This is a genomic window from Marinobacter fonticola, assembly GCF_008122265.1.
In the GTDB taxonomy this organism is placed as follows: domain Bacteria; phylum Pseudomonadota; class Gammaproteobacteria; order Pseudomonadales; family Oleiphilaceae; genus Marinobacter_A; species Marinobacter_A fonticola.
This window is the reverse complement of sequence record NZ_CP043042.1, coordinates 3486309-3505192: the sequence shown is the minus strand read 5'-3', so window position 1 is coordinate 3505192 and position 18884 is coordinate 3486309. Positions and strand designations below refer to the sequence as shown.

General features: G+C 56.1%; 17 protein-coding genes. 10 read left to right on the top strand and 7 right to left on the bottom strand.

Features of this window, described 5'->3' with window-relative positions:
- Positions 1-510 precede the first annotated feature (510 nt).
- Positions 511-1341: a THxN family PEP-CTERM protein gene (locus FXO11_RS15615; protein WP_148863849.1), complete on the top strand. Its 831-nt coding sequence runs from the start codon at positions 511-513 to the stop codon at positions 1339-1341.
- 154 nt (positions 1342-1495) lie between these two features.
- Here the strand turns inward: FXO11_RS15615 and FXO11_RS15610 are convergent, their stop codons facing one another.
- From FXO11_RS15610 to FXO11_RS15600, 3 genes are all read right to left on the bottom strand, one after another.
- Positions 1496-2365 carry a PEP-CTERM/exosortase system-associated acyltransferase gene (locus FXO11_RS15610; protein WP_148863848.1) on the bottom strand — a complete coding sequence of 290 codons (870 nt, stop codon included), beginning with the start codon at positions 2363-2365 and terminating at the stop codon, positions 1496-1498.
- Positions 2366-2491: 126 nt separating this feature from the next.
- Positions 2492-4114, bottom strand: coding sequence for an FAD-binding oxidoreductase (locus tag FXO11_RS15605; protein ID WP_148863847.1), 1623 nt, complete (start codon positions 4112-4114; stop codon positions 2492-2494).
- 489 nt (positions 4115-4603) lie between these two features.
- Entirely contained in the window at positions 4604-5944 is a 1341-nt protein-coding gene (locus FXO11_RS15600; protein WP_148863846.1) for a PQQ-dependent sugar dehydrogenase, read from the bottom strand.
- A gap of 228 nt (positions 5945-6172) precedes the next feature.
- Between FXO11_RS15600 and FXO11_RS15595 the strand changes: the two genes are divergently transcribed.
- Positions 6173-7789, top strand: coding sequence for a BCCT family transporter (locus FXO11_RS15595; protein WP_148863845.1), 1617 nt, complete (start codon positions 6173-6175; stop codon positions 7787-7789).
- 18 nt (positions 7790-7807) lie between these two features.
- Here the strand turns inward: FXO11_RS15595 and FXO11_RS15590 are convergent, their stop codons facing one another.
- Positions 7808-8482, bottom strand: a complete 675-nt coding sequence (locus FXO11_RS15590; protein WP_148863844.1) for a spermidine synthase — start codon at positions 8480-8482, stop codon at positions 7808-7810.
- Positions 8483-8657: 175 nt separating this feature from the next.
- Between FXO11_RS15590 and FXO11_RS15585 the strand changes: the two genes are divergently transcribed.
- The 8 genes from FXO11_RS15585 (at position 8658) to FXO11_RS15550 (ending at position 15647) form a co-directional block, all read left to right on the top strand.
- Positions 8658-9041, top strand: a complete 384-nt coding sequence (locus FXO11_RS15585) for a DUF2750 domain-containing protein (RefSeq protein WP_148863843.1) — start codon at positions 8658-8660, stop codon at positions 9039-9041.
- Positions 9042-9103: 62 nt separating this feature from the next.
- Complete coding sequence (locus tag FXO11_RS15580; RefSeq protein WP_148863842.1) at positions 9104-9925, top strand: acyl-CoA thioesterase; 822 nt, start codon at positions 9104-9106, stop codon at positions 9923-9925.
- Between the two features lie 238 nt (positions 9926-10163).
- The gene (locus FXO11_RS15575; protein ID WP_148863841.1) at positions 10164-11444 is read left to right on the top strand and encodes a dicarboxylate/amino acid:cation symporter; all 1281 of its coding nucleotides are present in this window, start codon (positions 10164-10166) and stop codon (positions 11442-11444) included.
- 238 nt (positions 11445-11682) lie between these two features.
- A complete protein-coding gene (locus FXO11_RS15570; protein ID WP_227545927.1) occupies positions 11683-12105 on the top strand; it encodes an STAS domain-containing protein in 423 nt (140 codons plus the stop codon).
- A 35-nt stretch (positions 12106-12140) separates the two neighbouring features.
- Positions 12141-12698 carry an STAS domain-containing protein gene (locus FXO11_RS15565; protein ID WP_148863840.1) on the top strand — a complete coding sequence of 186 codons (558 nt, stop codon included), beginning with the start codon at positions 12141-12143 and terminating at the stop codon, positions 12696-12698.
- Entirely contained in the window at positions 12691-13095 is a 405-nt protein-coding gene (locus FXO11_RS15560) for an anti-sigma regulatory factor (RefSeq protein ID WP_148863839.1), read from the top strand. Before FXO11_RS15565 ends, FXO11_RS15560 begins: the two co-directional genes overlap by 8 nt.
- A complete protein-coding gene (locus FXO11_RS15555) occupies positions 13092-13685 on the top strand; it encodes a SpoIIE family protein phosphatase (RefSeq protein ID WP_148863838.1) in 594 nt (197 codons plus the stop codon). The genes FXO11_RS15560 and FXO11_RS15555 overlap by 4 nt, the downstream gene beginning before the upstream one ends.
- On the top strand, positions 13686-15647 hold the full coding sequence (locus FXO11_RS15550; protein ID WP_148863837.1) for a putative bifunctional diguanylate cyclase/phosphodiesterase: 1962 nt from the start codon (positions 13686-13688) through the stop codon (positions 15645-15647).
- Positions 15648-15774: 127 nt separating this feature from the next.
- Here FXO11_RS15550 and FXO11_RS15545 read toward each other — a convergent pair whose 3' ends face one another.
- The 3 genes from FXO11_RS15545 to FXO11_RS15535 all read right to left on the bottom strand — a co-directional run bounded on the left by FXO11_RS15545 (position 15775) and on the right by FXO11_RS15535 (position 18786).
- Positions 15775-16698, bottom strand: a complete 924-nt coding sequence (locus tag FXO11_RS15545) for a DMT family transporter (protein WP_148863836.1) — start codon at positions 16696-16698, stop codon at positions 15775-15777.
- A 20-nt stretch (positions 16699-16718) separates the two neighbouring features.
- Positions 16719-17444 carry a 2OG-Fe dioxygenase family protein gene (locus FXO11_RS15540; protein ID WP_168203185.1) on the bottom strand — a complete coding sequence of 242 codons (726 nt, stop codon included), beginning with the start codon at positions 17442-17444 and terminating at the stop codon, positions 16719-16721.
- A 70-nt stretch (positions 17445-17514) separates the two neighbouring features.
- Entirely contained in the window at positions 17515-18786 is a 1272-nt protein-coding gene (locus FXO11_RS15535; RefSeq protein WP_227545926.1) for an argininosuccinate synthase-related protein, read from the bottom strand.
- Positions 18787-18884: the final 98 nt, after the last annotated feature.

The window sequence follows — 18884 nt, the reverse complement described above, 5'->3', positions numbered from 1 at the left end:
TTAATTATGGCGGGCTGGGTGCCCCAAAGACCTGCGACCGGCCGTCTAATGTGGGAGCCTAACATGACTGTGTGCAAAGGAAGCGTCTTGCCTGCGTTGGCTTACGGGAATTGAATACGATTGAGGTGAAAGGCGTTTTCCTGGCGGGCGCCTGGGTCCGGTTTTTTTGCAGTTCCCAGGCGTCAGTATAATTTACGCTGCTTGAGCTTACCCTGGCGTTTACGCTCGTTTTTGTTCTAAAAACAAATCAAAAAAAAATAGTTAGATGGTTTTGTTATTAAAAGCCCTGGGAGGGCGATTTGCGACTGGCGATATGGCGTTTTAGGCGATCCGTTAGGCTGGCGAAGACGTCGAGAACACTTACACTTACCTACTTTCATTTATCGTGCTTTGTTGTAAGTATTTGAAAATAATATTCTTTTAAAAGTGGCATAGAAGGTGCTTTAAGCTGTGTGACACCGCTGATGTCCTCGCGTCAATTTCAGCTTCCATCATCAAGGAGAGATAAATATGAAAGGTGCCATGAAAAAAACACTTCTAGCTTCACTCGTTGTGCCCTTCGCCTTGGGCGCGCAATCTGCCAGTGCAGAGCTGATCACCGATTGGGGCTATCAAGTTAACAGTTCCTTCACCGACTTCTCTGGCAGCGACGGTGCTGGCAGCGTTACAGCGTCCGACGAAAATCGCGTTCTGTCTTGGGGTGTTGTTGACGATCGTCATCCTGAGCAGTCTTCCATCTCAATTACCGATGTCAACGCCTCTAGTGGCTTGATGACTAATGGTGACTACGTCGATGGCGGAACGTTCACTCACACCAACAATATTATTGGTGCCAACGACTCAGCTTTGACCAGCTTTGATCTGAATTCTTCGCTGACATTGACTCCAGCTACTCCGGCTGGCGATCCGCTGCCCCCGCAAATGCGGACCTTTGTTAGCTTTTTCAGTGAAACATTGAACAATGGAGATTGTGTTGCAGCTTCCACTTCGAACTGCGATGACATTTTCACCGTTGGTAACATTGATGACTTGGGCGGCATGCCGGTCGGCGACGACGGCTTCGAGTTCTCGTCAGAGTCGTTCACCATTGACGACTTCTCGTACACCGTTTTCCTTCAGTTGGATGGTTTGGCTCGGTTGGACGACGATGCATGTGCCCAAGCAGGTGCCGCATCCGGCTGTGTGGGTCTTCTGACCCAGGAAGGCCAGATCAACAACTTCGAGACCCGGTTCCGGATCACGTCTTCACCTGTTGACGTACCTGAGCCCGGCACTCTTGCCCTGCTAGGCATGGGTATCGCTGGTCTTGGCCTGTCACGCAGGAAAGCAGCAAAGTCATAATATTGAGTTGACTCTGCACATGAAAAACCCCCGCTCTGGCGGGGGTTTTTTACTCAAGCTTTCTTCGTGAAGCAAAAATGCTTTTTGGAAAACTGAAATAATGCTTGAGACGGGGTAGATCTTTTCGGGCCAGTCGTTTGTTCGGTCCGTTAGATTACGCCACCTTTCTGTACTTGGCTGTAGTCGTCTGAGGACGGTGAGCCACTTCTTTCTGATGACTATCTGGTTTGGCTGGCAAATAGCGACCTGATTCAGTGATCAAAGCCCACACGTCTGGGCGACGCTTGCGAATGCCTTCGATCAGTGATGCTGCTTCTGTGAAGGCGGGGCGGCGGCGGCCGTGATACTCCATTAATGGGCCCACATGATCGAACTCCACACCAAAGCGTTTTAGCAGACGCAGCTGAGCCGGTTCCATCACCGCCATCCAGTGAGTCACGCCGTGCTTAACGGACATCTGTAGGATAGCGGCAAACAGCCCCAGGCTAATGTAGGGCATGGCCCGCTTGCCACCCTCGGCGTCGGCATAACAGGCTTGATCGCTGATGCCGGAGGTTGATTGGTCCTCGTTAAGGCGCCGGCGAAATTCGCGGCTTACCGCCATTCTGGATATTTCAGCGATATGCTGGCGAGGCGTTTCCGCGATCGCGTTCTGAGCTTGCTGATTCATCTGCCGAACGCAGGGTTCTTCCATTGGGAAGTCCGATTGGTCGGGTGTATCGCCTGCCAGCACGAGGCGAACCGCAGCGACGCTATCTCCTGTGGTCCGGTGCCGGATCAGGGCGTGAGCGGAGCGGGGGTCATAGCTGTCGCGCTCTCTCTTATCGACAAAACGGTTCGGGTCTTCGAAAGACCGGTCGACACAATAAACCTGGTACCGGACTTCGAGAACCTTGTTGACCGTTTCTTCGGTTGTCGCGACTGCAACCTCGAAAACGGAGTTGAAGATGCTGCTGATGTCCTCGGTGACTTCGCGGGGCGCTGAGATTCTTTCTTTTCTATGAAATGAAGAGCCTGCGTTCATTTTCAAGTCCTCTATCTTTCCCTTAAGGGAAACGTTGTACTGTGAAAGTAGGGTTTTTAGTGAAAATACCGCCTGAACCGCAACGGGCGGCCTACTGCAGAAAAAAGTAAAACGTCATCGAGGACACTACTGGTCAGACCTCGTACAGCGGGGAACATAGCGTCCCGGTGCCAGAATCAAATTCGGATCGACTGCAGCTTTTAGCTGCCTGGCAAGTCTGGTGAAAACAGAACCCTGAGCGTTAAGCGTATCCATCGCGTCAATATTAAGGCGGTATGGCAAGAAGCCTTCTTTTTTTCCCGCCTCGTAAAGCGCCTGATAGCAGGCGTTGGCCCGCACTGTTGCCTCCGCATCAGTGCGATCAAAGAGCAAGGGAACCGTGGAATCGAAACAGCGATCGTTCACGGTCGTTAAGGTAATTAGTGGGTTGACGCCATGCTGTGGACAAATGCTTTCGATCATATCGACATATCGGCGCACATCTTGAGCTCGAATCGGGACGAGCGGCGCAAACCATATCAGGCCGCAGCCATCTCTGGCGGGGTCCTTCGGCGTGTTAGCTTTCGGCATTGTGCCCGAGCGCCAGTATGCCAGCGCCAACGCAACGTCGTTGGGCGTGCCGTGCATGATGTCCAGTGCGCCTGAGAGTGTGTCTGCCATCCCTCTGATTCGAGTTGATAATTTTCCGGGAAGCACGCGAGCAAGGTTGCGCGCGGTGCCAACTTTTCGTCGGTCGACAAAAACGAGTCGATCCGTTACTGGCCCAAGAAGGCGGCGTAGCGTGCGTCGCGCCGCTCGGGCCACTTCCCTTGAAGCATAAATTGCGCCAACTCCACTCCAAGCCGCAATGCCATGGCTTTTGGCGAGGCTGTTAACGTCATCGGCGGGCAGCACGCCATCAATGGCCTTGTCTTCTGGGAACGGCGTCATCATGGAAAGCATGCGCTGGCTATTAAGCAAATTAATGGCCACAACGGATCCACCAAGCGTCCGCAGCACCTGTCGAACAGTGGGAACGAGAGCCTCGAGTTTGGCGTCGTCTTTTGTGGAAAAGAAAAAGGCGGTGACTGTTTCGGGGGCTGGGGCCAGGGCGATGGTCATCTTCACCACCACGCCGAAGTTCCCTTGGCTAAAGAGGCCGTCGATATAGGGGCCAACGCCCCATTTGAAGAGTCCGTCTACTTCTCTTCCGCCAAGTTCGGTGAGCGGAGTCTGGTAGAGACTGCCGTCGGGCAAGATCGCCTCGATGTTAGTCACCGCCCCGAAGTGATCCGTAATTGGCGTGATGCCGTAACCACGCTCGAGGGCATTGCCAAGAAGGCTGCATGTTGGCCCGGCACCGGTGACCGGCACAAGATAGCGGGCATCGTGGCGATCGAGGAACTTTCGTAGATCGCCTTGCGTGACGCCGGGTTCGACAGTGACGACACCGAGATCGGGGTCGAAATCGGAAATGCGGTCAAGCCGGCTTAGATCGAGAACGGCGCATCCATCTTCGACCGGATTGGCGCTGCCGTAGCCCCAATTATGTCCTGTGCTTATTGGGTAAAGGGCTACCCGCCAGCGGTTCGCAATCTGTAGCACCGCTACGATTTGTTCATGGTTCGTTGGTTGAAGTACCGCCGGAATATGGCGTGAAGTCCCCATAGTGCAAGCGCCGAAATTTCCAGATCCACTGGTATCGACGGCGGTTTCGCCTAGAACAGCGATCCACTCGGCAATTGCGGATTCGACGGGGGAATGATTCACTAGCGCTTCCACGGTTTGGCGGGTGACTTGTATTAATGCCGTGTTAAGTTATTAAGAGCTTGTCTTCCTTAATAGCGGGGAAATTATAGGGGAGAGGGACGCGCTAAAACTATGATGTAGTGTTACAGCATTGAAAACGCGGCAAGATAGGTAAACTCAGACTAAACAAGTGGTTGGCGGTGTAACTTGATAAATGAGGCAACGTTCATTTATTAAAACGAATTAACCTAGGTTAAGTTCGTATTGCCATCGATAATACGTGCGTGCTTTGCGGACACATTAGCGCGTTGTAATTAACGACACATGTTTAAGGCTCGGTCGACTCAGCGTTTCCCTCCGAGCATGCTTTCTCGGCTTCCCAGCGGCGTTACATCCGCTTGAATTGGCGACGGCCGCCTTGCCAGCCACACAGTCCCGCTGACAGGCGACGAGCCGGGGTCACGCATACTCCATTAATTAGCACGCATACTCTATTAATTAGGTAGTGCACTACTCGGCACCACTCACTCGCCAAATAACATTGCCCACATCGTCGGCGACCAGCAATCCGCCCTTATTGTCGATGATGACGCCCACCGGGCGGCCTTGAGCTTTCTCGTCGTCGTTGACGAATCCGGTTAAGACGTCCACGGGGCGGCCATCGGGCTCGCCATTGACGAAGGGTACAAAGATCACTTTGTAACCACTGCGAGGTTTACGGTTCCATGAGCCGTGCTGGCCAACGAACATGCCGTTCTGGAACTGTTCCGGCAATGCGTTGCCCTCCGCTGAGGTCAAGCCCAAAGAGGCCGTGTGAGGGCCTAGGGCATAATCGGGTACGATGGCCTTGGCGACTTTGTCCGGATCCTGGGGCTCCACTCTCTCATCCACGTGCTGACCGAAATAGCTGTATGGCCAACCGTAAAAACCGCCCTCCTGCACGGAGGTCATGTAGTCGGGTACCAGATCGCTGCCGAGCTCGTCACGCTCATTGACTGCGACCCAGAGTTCGCCACTCTCCGCTTCCCAGGCCATGCCGACGGGGTTACGAAGACCGGTGGCAAACGTCCGGCTTTCGCCGGTCTGGGAGTCGATTTCCCAAACCGCGGCGCGTCCCTCTTCCTTGTCCAGCCCCTTTTCGCCGACGTTGCTGTTAGAGCCTACGCCGACGTAGAGTTTGCTGCCATCGGGACTGGCGATCAGGCTTTTGGTCCAGTGATAATTGATCGGGCCGGCGGGGAGGTCAGCGACTTTGGAGCCCTCGGCGGTAATCCGAGTCTGGCCCTCTTCATAAGGGAAGCGCATGACTGCGTTGGTATTGGCAACGTAAAGATTGTTTTCGACCAGCGCCATGCCGAAGGGCGAGGTCAGGTCTTCCAGCAGTGTCGAGCGTTGGTCCGCGACCCCGTCGCCATCGCTATCCCGGAGCAGGGTGATGCGGTCGGCGCTGGGCACGGAGGCACCTGCATCTTCCATGAGCATCCCCATAATCCAGCCGCGAATGCTGAAGCCGTCGTCGCTATTGTCGGGCTTGGGTTGGGCATTGGTTTCCGCGACCAGCACGTCGCCATTGGGCAGCACATAGAGCCATCGGGGGTGTTTGAGGTTATCGGCAAAGGCGACCACTTTGGTGCCCTGGACAGCATCGGGCTTGTCGCCGGAAGGCCAGCCGGTGGCCTCGGCGATATTGACCGTGGGGATAAAGGATTTGGTTGGGCTAGGGAGCTGTGGGTCTTTACCCGTGCCTTGCTCAACGGAGAGCTGCGCTTTGTCGCCGCAGGCCGTTAGCATGAGTGCCAGGCTGATGGGGGTTAGTACGTTGACCGGTGTTAGCAGATAGCTTGAGCGCATAAGCATCCTTTCCTTCCTTGGTGCTGATGAAAACGGTCTCTGGTGCTGATAAAAAACGGTGCTGAGGAAAAAACGAATACTGCCCAACTCGTTTTCTTGAGATTGCCACGCTTCTCGGCGTGCTGCCAGTTCGATTCAAAACGGCACTCACACAAATAAATTGTAACGTAATTTGTCCCATTCCGTTGATTGCGCCTACCTTTTAGGGAGACCAAAGGGAGATAGCTAATGGAACAACTTGCGCGCAAGCTCGGGCTACGAACCGATCCGACCATTTTTTTCGTTTCGGCGGGCATCATGGTCGTCTTCTTGGTGGCCTTACTGGTGGCGCCCGGCCCCATAGGTGAGGCCTTCGGTGCCGGGCGGGCGTGGGTTGTCACCAACCTCGGCTGGTTCTTTATCTTCGGGGTGACGACCTGGGTCGTATTTTTGCTATGGGTCGCGCTGAGCCGCTACGGCGCGATTCGATTGGGCGGCAACGACGCCCTCCCGGACTACGGGCGGGTATCCTGGTTCACAATGCTCTTTGCTGGCGGCATTGGAACGGTGCTGATGTTCTGGGGCGTCGCCGAACCGATTTCGCACTTTTCGCAACCACCCCGGCCGGAGGTCCAGCCTTTTTCCGTGGACGCCGCCGATGATGCCATAGGCTTCGCGATCTATCATCTGGGTTTGCATACCTGGGCGATCTTCACCCTACCGGGACTCGCGTTCGCCTATTTCATCTATCGCTATGATCTGCCGATGCGCTTCAGTTCGGTGTTCTATTCGCTGATTGGCGACCGGATCTATGGCCCTCTCGGGAAGACGCTCGATGTTGCAGCCATTCTCGGCACGTTGTTTGGGGTAGCCGTATCGATCGGCCTGGGTACGCAGCAGATCAACGCCGGCTTGACCGAGTTACTTGGCGTTTCTGACTCGGTAACGACTAAGGTCGTTATCATTGTTGTGCTCACGGCCGTCGCGGTCAGCTCGATCGTCGCCGGCTTGGATAAGGGTGTAAAAAGGCTGTCCAACCTTAATATCGGTATGGCGGTAGGCCTGATGTTCTTCGTGCTCTTCACGGGATCTACGGTATTTTTGCTGCGCGCGTTGGTGGAGACGTTCGGTATCTATATCTCCAACATCCTGCCAATGGCGTTCTGGAACGACGCGCTGGCAGAGTACACCCATGAAGAGGGTGGGTGGGGCTGGCAGGGGTCCTGGACCGTTTTTTATTGGGCCTGGACAGTCACCTGGTCGCCCTTTATCGGTATTTTCGTGGCGCGCATCTCCCGTGGCCGCACCATTCGCGAATTCGTCCTTGGGGTTCTGTTCGCTCCGTCCATCTTTACCCTGATCTGGTTCGCCATTTTCGGCTGGTCGGCGATGGCGATCGATGGCATCGGCGAGGATGCTCGCGCGGCCCTGGGCGCTCAAGCGGGCTCTTTGTCTTCTGCCGTCGAAGACAGCGTGCCGCTGGCAATGTTCGCGTTTTTCGATAACTTCCCGGCCGCAACCTTGATTAAGGGGTTGGCGGTAGTCATCGTCGCTATATTTTTCGCTACTTCGTCGGACTCGGCCTCACTGGTCGTCGATATGCTGTGTACCGGCACGCCTGACCCCGGCCCTTGGCATCAACGGGTTTTCTGGGGCGTATCCGAAGGCGTCTTGGCCGCGATGTTGATCGTTCTCGCCGGCGAAGCAGGGCTGACTGCCCTTCAGCAGGTCATTACGGTGGTAGGCCTACCAATGTTTATCCTGGTCTTTGCGATGATGTTCGCACTGCTGCGCGGGTTGAGTCAGGAGAATCTCAGCGAGGTGAAGGTCGGTCTGCCGCCCAAGGCCGAGGAGCTGAAGGATTAAGTTGCAAGGCGCCTGCGGTTACCAGGCCAGCCATATAACATGGCGGGCGCCTTTGCCGGGCCGAAGGGCGCGTACGGTGACGGGTTCCACGGAAAATCCGGCGCGGCGCAGGCGCTCTGTGAAAGCCGGTTCCGGCCCCGCCGACCAGTAGGCCAGCACGCCGTCTGGTTTGAGGGCTCGTTGTGCCGCCGTGATGCCAGCGGGCGAATATAGCCAGTTGTTCTCTTTGCGCGTAAGGCCTTCGGGACCATTGTCGACGTCGAGCAAGATTGCGTCGTAAGTGCCGTCGCCAAGCTTCAGTAGCTCAGCTACATCACCGATATGAACGTGAGAGCGCGAGTCGTTCAGCGGATAGCCTGAAGCCGCGCCCAGCGGTCCGCGGTTCCAGCGCTCCACTTCGGGGACCAGTTCAGCGACAGTCACGGTTGCCGAGTCGTTCAGGCACGTTAGCGCTGCGGCAAGCGTGAAGCCCATACCGAGTCCGCCGATCAGTACGTGAGGTTCGGGCTGGTCGGCAATACGTTCACAGGCCAACGTCGCCAGCGCATCTTCGGAGCCGTGAATCCGGCTATTCATCAGCTCGCCGGTGGTACCGGCAATCTTGATCGAAAATTCCTCATTGCGTTGTAGCAGGCGTAACTGCGTTCCCTTGCCGGGAATCGTTGCTGAACCAATTTCGGTAAAGCGTGCCATGGGGGCTCCGTCGGCTTGAAAGTCCGTGATCATAACGCGGCCGGAGGGATTGAGCACCCATACATAAATAGATGCGTGTGGCGGGTTGGGTATTCGCTATGGTGGCCGTGAGGGTTATTGGGGTATCGTCCGATTCTTGGCATGTTATTAAATGGATGGAATTGCAGGATGAACTATGGACGATGGTGAATTGAAGCGTGTGCTCGAGTTGAGTGGTGAGGAGCGGTACGACTATTTTTTGAGTCAGGTGGTCGAGGAGCGCGAGATCTGGATACTGATCAATGCGGAAAGCCGTTTCCTAAAAATCGCTTCGGAGGATGGCGAATTTGAGCATCTGCCGGTTTGGCCCAGTGCTGACCTTGCGGCCGAGTACGCAAAAAACACGGGCGATCTGACACCGAAAAGTATCGCTTTGCCGGACTTCTTTAAGAAGTGGGTGCCGGGCCTGACGAAAGACGGTCTGGATATCGGCGTTTTCCCGGGCCTCGACCAGACGATTTGGATAACCGAGCCGGAAGAACTAAAGCGCGATTTGCAGGAAGAGTTATCGAATTTCTAGCTGGGAGCGCAGGCGCCTGGCAGCAGCGAGAAACATTCAAGCACACGGAGTAGAGCATCACCATGACGGGCAGTTCCAGCATGCATCCGCTCGACCAGGCTACGGCCTTGGAGAATCTGGACGGATCCTCTTTGCGAGGTCAGTTTCCCTATGCTTACGCCAATATGGTCGGTCCCTATGGCGGGGTGATTGCCGCTACGCTTTTGAACGCGGTGCTGACTCACCCCGAGCGGCAGGGCGAGCCCGTGGCTATGACGGTCAACTTCGCCGCACCCATGGCCGAGGCGGCGTACGCGGTCGTTCCCAAGGTCAGTCGCACCAACCGGTCAACTCAGCACTGGACCCTGGAGCTATGTCAGGACGAGGCCGTCGTGGCCACCGCGACGGTGTTTTTGGCGGTACGCCGCGACTCCTGGACCGGCGCCGATACCGCAATGCCGGAGGTCCCATCGCCCAGTCATATAGAACCGTTGGACACCCGGGGGTATATGGCGTGGGTGCAGAACTATCAAATGCGAATGGTGCAGGGCGGTTTCGACCCTTCCGGCCAGACAGGCGAGCAGGACAATGCACTAACGCGAATGTGGGTTAGGGATCATCCGCCGCGTCCGTTGGATTTTCTCTCACTGATGGCGATCAGCGACAGCTTCTTTCCGCGAGTTTTTATCCGCCGTCAGCAACGCATGCCGGCAGGTACGGTTTCAATGACCACCTACTTTCATGCCGATAGCGAGATGCTGCGACGCCAGGGTGATCGAGATATTCTCGCCGAGGCCCGGGGAGGCCGATACTACCGTAACTATTACGATCAGGACGCTGAGCTCTGGAGCAGTGACGGCGACTTGTTGGCCACGACGCATCAAATAGCGTACTTCAAGGGTTGAGCTACGGCCATCGCTTCAGCGGCCCAATGGCTCATTGGCGGGTGGTCACGCGATAGCTGTTCGAAACCGCGTTTGGGTCGACACCGCGTTTGGGCGCGGTCCTACATGAAGAAATCGTTACCTCAACATGGGCCCGGTCGGTTTACCCTTCCAATAATATCTAACACAATCAAAGGCTCCTTAGTTCAGGGATCCGCGTAATGGCATCTCTATGTTCGATTATCACGAGGACAACCGAATGAGAGCTCTGCTGAACGCCTATTTGAATACGTCGTTGATTTTGAGAGTCGGGATCGCCCTCGTGCTTGGTATCGTCGTGGGCCTCTTGGGCGGCCAACCCGTTGCCGACTGGCTGGCGCCGTTTGGCGATTTGCTGTTGCGTCTGCTGAAATTTCTCATTGTTCCCATTGTGCTGTTCACCCTGATGGTGGGTATCAATCAGGCGAACATCGGCAGCATGGGAAGAGTCGGGCGTAAGCTGCTGGGCTTCTATATAGTCACCTCCGCACTGGCTATCGTCGTCGGGTTGGTTGTCGCTACGCTATTGGAGCCCGGAAGCGGCATGACGCTGGATGAAAATGCCGACGTCGAGGTGCCCGACAATCCCGGCTTCGTGAGCGTGTTGCTCAGCATTGTGCCGACGAATATTTTCGGCGCTTTCACCGAGCCGAACCTGCTGGGCATTATCTTTACCGCGATTGTCTTCGGCATCGCATTGCTCAAGCTGCGCGAATCCAAGGCGCATGCCGAGCTCGGTCAGCATCTCTACCGGGTGATTGAAGCGTTTAGCGCGGTCACCTTGAAGGTCATGGCCGGTGTGCTTCAGTACGTGCCGGTCGGTGTTTTTGCCATCGTTGCAAAGACGGCGGGTGAGCAGGGTATCGACACGATCCTGGCGTTGGGCGATATGGTGTTGGTGCTTTACATCGCGCTGGCGGTGCATCTGATGGTTTATTGCGGCCTGATGCGTCTGTTCGGTGTGCGGCTGAGAAGCTTCTTTCGCGAAGCGCGCACGCCCATGGCGACGGCTTTTGCAACCCAGAGCAGTTCGGGCACTTTACCGCTTACCCTGGATGCTGCCCAGCGTTTGGGGTTCCCGAAGAGTGTCTATGGTTTCAGCTTGCCGCTCGGGGCGACGATCAACATGGACGGGGCTGCGATCCGCATCGCGATTTCGGCTGTTTTTGCCGCTAACGTCGTGGGCGTACCGTTGGATCTGATCACCATGGTCGAGATCGTTTTGATCGGCACGTTGACGTCGATCGGCACGGCTGGCGTACCCGGCGCCGGAATTGTCATGATCGCCACTGTCTTTGCGCAGGTGGGACTGCCGATTGAAACCGTTGCATTGCTCGTGTCCATCGATGCCCTCGTGGGTATGGGTGCGACGGGGCTGAATGTCACTGGAGATCTGGTGGGTACGGCGATTGTTTCACGCACCGAAGATAAACATGCGCCGTCTGATAAAAAGCCGTCGTCCGCACATGGATCGCGAAACGAAGCACCGGTAGCCCCTTAGATCTGTGAGAGAGCAGCAAAACTTTTGAGCCATAGGGCGTCGCACGGCCTCAAATAAAGGAGAATCAATTCTTATGTTTTAACGGGCGTTGGTTGATCTGTGGTAGGCCCAAAACTGCAAGTTCTCTTTTCTCCCTCCGTCCCTTAATATGCTCACCCATTGACCAAAATAGTATGCTCACTATTGAGCAAAACGAGATCAACAACGATACCGTTGAATAGATGTGTACGGAGAAACTATGACATCCAAGGCCAACAAAGCGATGGAAATTTACACCCCGGTAACGCTGCTTTGGGACCGTGTTCTGATGCTTCCCATTGTCGGCGTCGTCGACTCCCAGCGCGCCCAGTCCATTATGGATGCCATGCTGGTACGTATATCGGAAACTGAGGCCCGCGTGGTTATTCTTGACATCGAAGGTGTCGAAACCGTGGACACCGCGGTGGCGAATCACCTGATCAAGATTACCCAGGCAACGCAGTTGATGGGCTGTAGCTGTGTTATTTCCGGCATTTCGCCCAATATTGCGCAAACTCTGGTGCAACTAGGCATTCCATTGACCGATGTGGTGACCCGCGCGACGCTGCGCGATGCGGTGCACTTTGCATTGCAAAAGCTCGGGCTGGATATTCGTCAGTCTGCCAACGCGCCGGTACGGTAATCCCCTAACACCGGTTTCCTGTCAGGAGAATTGCTATGGACAATAGTGCTAAGTTTCCGCAGGCAGGTATGTACGTGATGGGCGGCTGTCTGATTGTATCGATCCAGCTCGAACTTTATGACGATGTCATCAGTGAGATTCAGCAGGGTATTCTCGACAAAGTTCATCAGACGCGCATCAGGGGCGTGATCCTCGACGTCTCGATGGTAGAGCTCATGGATGCGCACATTGCCGAGAGTCTCGCTAAGACGGTTCAAATGGCCGACATGCTGGGTGCGCGTACGGTGGTGGTCGGCATTCGGCCAGCGGTCGCCAGCGCGCTAATGGATCTGGAGTCTCCACCGCTGGGGATGTGCACGGCGGTCACGCTGGAGCAGGCATTGTCGTTGTTGGAACCGATTGTCCGCCCCAAAATGCCTGAGCCTGAAGGCGCTAATAGTATCGAGGGGGGCGCTGACAGTATTGATGGAAGCGTTGATAGTATCAGCGTTGATAGTATCGATGAAGAGGCGGCACTGTCGATGCTCGAAGGCGATGCCGAATCGGCGGTTAATTCTTCCTTTGCCCCGGATGGTAACAGCGTTCATGGATAGCGACGAGCGGCGTGTGGAAATTGTGCAGGAAAACGATGTCGCCTATGCGGTTTACGAGGCGCACGACCTGACTGCAGCTATGGGATTTGGCAAGACCGACCAGTTTATGGTCGCTACATCGGTAAGCGAGTTGGCCCGAAATGCCTCGCTACACGGCGGCGGCGGTGTGGTAACGCTGAGATCGGTAACGCAGGATGGACGCGTGGGCATCGAGGTTGTCGCTGAAGATAATGGTCCCGGTATCGACGATATCGACAGAGCTCTGCAGGAAGGTTACAGCACCATCGGCACGTTGGGCCTTGGGCTACCCGGTGTCCAGCGATTGATGGATGAGCTTACTTTCGATGCTCAGCGAACGTCGGGGGCACGGATTGTGGCTCGGAAGTGGCTGCGATGAGACTACGCCTCGATCACGCTCTAGTGACGCAGTCCCATGCCAACGAAGAGCCTGGCGTCTGTGGCGATGCCGGTCTAATCAATGCGGTGGACGAGGATCTGTTCATCGCGCTGATCGATGGCCTCGGGCATGGTCAAGCGGCCCATGACGTGGCGTCCCGCGCTAAGAAGTACCTGTCGCAGGCCTATCGAAAGTTGAATCTGGTCGATGTGATGCAAGGCTTGCACGAGCATCTTCGTCGCTCACTCGGCGCGGTTGTAGCACTGTGCCGCATCGATGCCAGTACCGGGATGCTTCAGTACGTGGGCGTTGGCAATATCAGTGTGAAGATCTATGCGCCCAATCCGATTACCTTCGTTCCGCGTGATGGTATCGTGGGCTACATTATGAGCCGTCCCCGTGAAGAAACACTGATTCTGTCACCCGGGACGGTGCTCGTTTTACACAGCGATGGGCTACCGGCGCATCTGGATTTAAGCGAGGCCCTGCGCCCCGATGAAAGCTCTGCGCAGCAGATGGCTGAGCGCCTTCTCCGTGATTACGGCAAAGAGGATGATGACGGCAGCTGTATTGTCGTCAAGGTTAATTAAATGATTGAACTGGCGACGCTACCGATAAATAGCACGGCTGCCATTACCGGAGCGCGAAATCGCGTGCGGTTTCTGGCGGAGGATCTGGAGTTTGATGTCTTTGCCGCGACGCGGCTTGCGGCCATGACCTCAAACCTGTGCCGCACGCTCTACCATCAGGGTGACGAGGCATCGATCACCATCGGCATCGGCAAGAGCCAGCAGGCATTCAATCTGCAGATGGTGTTTTCGGGCCAGCGTAACCCGTTAACTTCTAACGACGCCGGCAAACTCTTCGATCGTGCCTATCCGCTTGAGCTGAAAAATGGTCTTGAGGGGTTTGCGGTTGTCAAGCGTATACCCAGCCGCGATTTTGACCCATCCGAACGATTTATTGTCGACCAGCGCGAGCGTCTGGTGAGGCTATCGAAAGCCGAACTTCTCGAGGAAGTGCAACAACGGAACGACGAGCTGACCGCATTGCTGGATGAAGTGAAACTGCATGCGGAACGCGAGAAGGAGCTAGCCGCAGCGGCCGCTGTGGCAGAGGTCGAACGCCGGGAAGCCCGAGAGCTCGAGAAAGCCTACCGCAAGCTGGCAAAAGCCCACGAACACGAACAGCGGCTGGCGAACTATGACGCTATCACCGGGCTGCCTAACCGAACCTGTTTTGAAGATCGCGTAACCCAGGCGATTGAGAGAGCCGAACGCGAGCAGCAGACGCTGGCGGTGATGTTTCTGGATCTCGATCACTTTAAGAATGTGAACGACACGGTGGGCCACGCCGAAGGCGACCAGTTGTTGCGCGAAGTGTCGGAGCGCCTGCTCGGCTGTGTGCGCAAGAGCGACACCGTGGCGCGTCTGGGCGGGGATGAGTTTACCCTGGCCCTGATGAACATTGCCCACCCGGAAGTTGCGGCCGAGGTGGCTCGCAATATCCTCACAAGTATCGCCCAGCCTTTTCTCGTTGGCGGCCGTGAATTCTATATCGGCAGCAGCATCGGTATCGCAGTCTATCCGGATGACGGCCACACCGTGGACCTGTTGTTGCGGAATGCCGATACGGCCATGTACGAGGTCAAAAAGCTCGGGCGAAACAATCACCAATTCTACTCTGCGGATATGAACGCCCAGGCCAAGGCGCGCTTGGACCTCGAAAACAGTTTGCGCAAAGCGGTCAAGCACGAACAGCTCAGCCTGCATTACCAGCCGCAGATTGATTGCTCCACCGGTAAGATCGTGTCCATGGAAGCCCTGTTGCGCTGGCCGCACGAGGGCAATCACTTTATGCCGCTGGAGCAGTTCATTCCGCTGGCAGAAGAGACGGGATTGATTGTAGATATCGGTCATTGGGTACTCCGCGAAGCCTGTAGCCAAAATAAGGCCTGGCAAGAGGCGGGTTATGCGCCTATACCCGTTGCCGTCAATCTCTCCATGCGCCAGTTCGAACAAAGCGACCTCGCCGATGACATCATGCAGATCCTGGAAGAAACCGGGCTGGAACCACGGTGGCTCGAACTGGAGCTTACGGAGGGTGTTTTTCTGCACCACGTCGAAAGCGCCCGGGCCATGCTAACGTCACTGAAACAGGCCGGCGTGATTATTTCCATCGACGACTTTGGCACTGGTTACTCCTCGTTAAGCCAGCTGCGGCGTTTACCGATCGACACCATCAAAGTGGACTGTGCCTTCAGCCAGGGCGTGATCGATGATCCGGACGATGCCGCCATCGTTAGCTCGATTATCGTGCTGGCTCATAATCTCAACCTGAAAGTGATCGCCGAGGGCGTCGAAACTGAAGCGCAGCTTGAATTCTTGCGGGAGAACGGCTGCGATCTATGGCAGGGATTCTTATTCAGCAAGGCGTTACCTGCCGATCAGTTTGAAGCGCTCCTCCGGGAGCGTCTGTTGTCGCGATCCAAAGCGCAAAGCGCGGCAGAAAAACTACCTTCAACGCAACGTCAGGCAGGTGTTGTGGGCTGAAGCATGTTGGTGCTGTCCAGCCAAAGGGGCTATAGAGGTGCCGTCATTCTGCGCGGCACCCTCCTACTAGTTAGTGCACTAGCGAGTACACTAGCGCCCATTACTTCGAACAGTACCGGCGTTGCCGTCAAACCGCACTTTTCGGCTCTCTGACACCTGCCGGCACTTCGCGCGCCGTTTTAGGGAATACCGAATAGAGCGCCGCAAAAACGATCAGTCCGCCGCCCATCCAGCCGGTCAATCCGATCTCCTCACCCAGCCACCAGACTGCGAAAAGCGCACCGAAGGCAGGCTCTGTACCCATCAGTAGCGACACCCGGGTCGGCGCTATGTTGCGAGCGCCGTAGTTCTGGGCAAAGAACGCAAATACAGTACAGAACAGCACAAGGTAGACGGTAATTAACCAGAACTCCATATCCATCGGTAGTGCGCGTAGCGTTTCCGGCTGGAACAGGATGATGACGAACGCGGCCCCGAGGCTAACGACGCCGGACTGGATGCAGGTCAGGCTCAAGGTGGAAAGATCCTTGTCCGACGCGACCTTCTTGGTCACCGTGACCATAAAAGCACGCAATATGGCCGCCCCAAGGATCAGCAGATCGCCGATGTTGAGCGTAACGGTGCTCCCGGTGGTCAGAAGTATTACGCCGACGAATGAGAGGCCGGCCAAGACGAAATTCTCCATCGACGGGGGGCGCTTGAAGATCAGCCATTCCGTATACGGCGTAAACAGGACGCACAGGCTGATCAGAAATGCAGCATTGGCCGCTGTGGTATGCAGCACGCCGTAGATTTCGCAGACGAAAATGGCAAAGAGAATTGCGCCCGTAGGCAGCCCCACCCGCCAATCCCTCGCCGCGCCGCGGCGGTATTCCCGGACCAGGGCCGGCAGCAAGGTGAGAAAGGCCATAAAAAAACGGATGGCGATAAAACCCAGCACGGAGTAGAAGGCCAATGCCTGCTTGGAAAGGCCGTAGCTGGTACCCCAGAAGGCGGCGACTAGCAGCAAAAGACACTCGGCGACCGGGAATGTTCGTTTGTTTATCAACATGGAAAAGCCTTTGAAGTGGGTTAGCCGAACGCATCCATGCGTTCGAAGGCGATCACCAGAACGTCGCGGAAAGACGGTGAGTGGCCATCCAGGGAGCGGACTTCCGACACTTCGTGCATCGTGCTTGCGTCATCCGAGATGAGAAGGTCAAGCGGTTCGGTGAGTCTCACGGAGGTCAGCATTCGCCTGTCGTTAGTGGTGACACGGGTAATGCCACCGGTAATATTGCGACGGGCAACCATCAATGACGCGATATAGGTCACGCCGTCGCGGTGAAGTCCTTCGGGGGTCGGCTTGCCGGGGGCGCCGGTCGAGCCGGTGATGCGGTAAGGGTGAAGCCGAATCCGCCAGTTCGACGTGTAGCCATCCGCAGCCGAATAGATCGCTGCCATTTCCCGCAACAGGTTAAATAGGATAGGGCTTTCCGTCAGTGCCGTTTCCAGCGGATCGAAATGGCGCTGGATATCGCCATTGAGCCGATTGATCGCCCGTGGTTGCACGTACGGTTCGTGGGGCAGAAGGTGGAGCGAAGACGTCAGTGCGTCGTATCGGAACTGACCGTAACGCCGATAGCGATAGCGTCCGTTGTCGCCCATGTAAGTATCCAGAGTCAGGCGGTCCCAGCAGCCGGCGAAGGCTTGCCAGGCGTAGTTCCTCCGCACGGCTTCCGCAGTGTCGAGCGCGGCCAGGCCCAGTACCTTGCTAAGGGCTCTTCCGGAGATAGCCGTGTATTTATTTATGGTCAATTTGGCGGCAGCCTCCTCAGAGGTCGGGCATAGGCTGCGAGGCGTAGGTAGCAATTGCCGGGCAGTCATTTTACGCTCCCAGAGCCAGTTGTTCGGGCACTGGGGCCGAAGGCTGTTCGCTGGAAGACATATCGACCAGCGACCGGGCGCTGCTGGACGCGGCCTTTTGCGATTCCCATTGATCTCGTTCTTTAAGATACAGCGGGCAACCTGCCTGAATCGATTCGACGTTCAATTGTCCGCCCGATACGTCGTAACAGACTCGCCCGGAAACCTCCTGGGAGGTTCTCAGAATAAAGTGGTCGATGGCATCCCGCAGTGTGCCAAACCAGCGCCCTTCAACCGCTTCACGCACCCAAAGCTGTTCTAGCGCCGCTTTCTCGCGTATTAGTTCGTAGCTATGGACCGCGGTTTCCAGATGCCGGTAGGCGTCCATCAACGCCTGAGCGGCGGGCGCCTCGCGCACCTCGAGCACCTTCTCGCCACCTTGAAGGTGCTCGAGGCCGGTAAATCGTCCGATCCCATATGCGCCCACAATCCGGTTCAGATGATTGATCAAGGGCACGGGTTCCATGGAGCCGTCGTTGACGGCCACGGGAACGCCGGCTTGAAAAGTAATCGAGAATTTATGGCCCGGTATATCGGTTTGGCGCTCCGCATCCGGACGCGACCAGGTAAAGAGGCTCTCGGGAATGACGAAGCCTTCCGGGTTCTCAATCACGCCAGACTCGAACTCACGACACCACAGATTGCTGTCTCCGCTGACGATGCGCTGCTCGAACGAAGCAAGACCGGCCGCTTTGAGCGCCCGGATTTTCTCGCTTCGGGAAACGGAGGTATATTCGTGCGGCGACCCGTAGAATCCGCCGTAGCCTAGTTGCTCGATAGCACCGTTAATGCGCCGTAGACTATTTTGCGACTGGGTCGCCGTATGAAAAATGGCTCCGCAGCCCAGGGATTCGGCGATATCGACGGCTGCCTGCGCCATGAACGGCCGTGACAGTGAGGCGCTAATGGGGAAGTTGTGCAGGTAACGGGCCTGAGCCCGAATAGCCGGTAGCGCAGCCTCACGGGCGAAGGTGTGTTTCAGGTCGACGACACGTAGATGGGCGCCGAATGTCGAAGCCACACGATGTAAAGCGGGAATGTCGGGCTCGTCACCCAGGTCGACAGCAACGGCGGTGACTTCCACGCCACGCTCGCTGAGCAACTTGAGCAAGTAGGTACTGTCGAGTCCGCCGCTGAACAGGGTGACAACGTGGTCGACGTGGTCACACACAAACTCCAGATCCGTCACGCTACGCAGCTTTTTCATCGCAATCCATTCCCTTTTAACTATCATGATGGAGCCTCCGAATAACGCCTGAATCGCTTTGGAAACCCGATGCGATCAAGCCTTTATTCAGAGGCTCCTTATTGAATACACGTATGCTAACGAAC